Annotated in this window: 2 protein-coding genes; one reads left to right on the top strand and one right to left on the bottom strand. The window is 72.6% G+C overall.

Translation table 11 applies throughout. From position 1 onward, the window contains the following. A partial coding sequence (locus ABWK99_RS16060; protein ID WP_372595687.1) for a nitroreductase/quinone reductase family protein occupies nt 1–622 on the bottom strand: 622 nt, incomplete at its 3' end. Nucleotides 623–721: 99 nt separating this feature from the next. On the opposite strand from ABWK99_RS16060, the gene ABWK99_RS16055 reads away from it, so the two are divergent. Continuing rightward, a partial coding sequence (locus tag ABWK99_RS16055; protein ID WP_372595686.1) for a pilus assembly protein CpaE occupies nt 722–1,047 on the top strand: 326 nt, incomplete at its 3' end.

The following is a 1,047-nucleotide window of genomic DNA, read 5'->3' as shown; positions in this document are numbered from 1 at the left end:
GGCGCCGGCGCAGGGACCGCAGGATCAGTGCGATCAGCACGGCCGTCTCGAGGCCGATCGTCGCGAGATTGACGCGGGTGACGGCGCCGCCTGGATCGTAGGGACCGTCGAGCACGGCGGTCGGGGTGATCGCCAGGGTCGGCAGGGTGGAGGCCAGCTCCTCGAGACGGTTCGTCGAGGCATGAGCGACATCGCCGACCGTCAGGCGACCGATCACCCCCATGGAGCGCATCAGCGTCACGACGGCTTCCCGGCGCTCCTCGGGGTCCGTGATCTCCTCCGCGCGCCCGGCGAGCACCGCACCGGGCAGCACGACCTCCACGCGCGGGTCGTGCAGCGCGTTGCGGAACCAGTGCGCAGCGCGACCGTAGCCCGCGACGACCACGATCCGGCCGTCGATCAGGGCGTAGGCGAGCGGGGCCTCACGGACCTGCCCCGACGTCCGTCCGGTGGTGCGCAGCACGAGGAGCGACCCGGTGGCAGGCGTCGCGAGGAGGGGGCCGAGGCCTGAGCGCAGGAGCGGGACGGCGACCCGACGGTTGAGCACTCCGAGGCCCCGGTGCAGGGGCCCGAGCAGGCGAGTCATGGTCGGGCCGTAGGGCAGGGGGACGGTCGGCTCCATACCTCGACTCTTCGCCGGACGGCGGTCGCACGTCAGGGCCGATGGTCCCGGTGCGACCGTCGCGTGGCGGGCAACGGACCCAGCCCCGACAATGGCCCGATGATCTCCGAGGGACACGCCGCTGCGCTGCGCGACGCCGGCCTGGGCTGGCGGCCCCGGGCCGGAGACCGCTTCGTGCTCCCGGGCATGGACCTGGACGGCGAGATCTTCACGCTCAGCGAGATGACCATCGAGGCGCATCAGTACGACACCGGGACGATCCTCGGCTTCAACGGCACCACGGAGTGGGCCCTTGACGCCGTCGCCCAGGAGGACGCCCTGTGGCTGCCGAGCGAGGAGCAGATGCGGGAGCTGCTCGGTGCCACCTTCGTCACGCTCGCGCGCTCGGACTCCCACCGCTACGCCGTGACGACACGGACGGCGGC

The sequence above is a fragment of the Actinotalea sp. genome (assembly GCF_041597215.1).
Taxonomy (GTDB): domain Bacteria; phylum Actinomycetota; class Actinomycetes; order Actinomycetales; family Cellulomonadaceae; genus Actinotalea.
The sequence above is the reverse complement of the archived record's forward strand: the minus strand, read 5'-3'. Positions and strand labels throughout refer to the sequence as shown.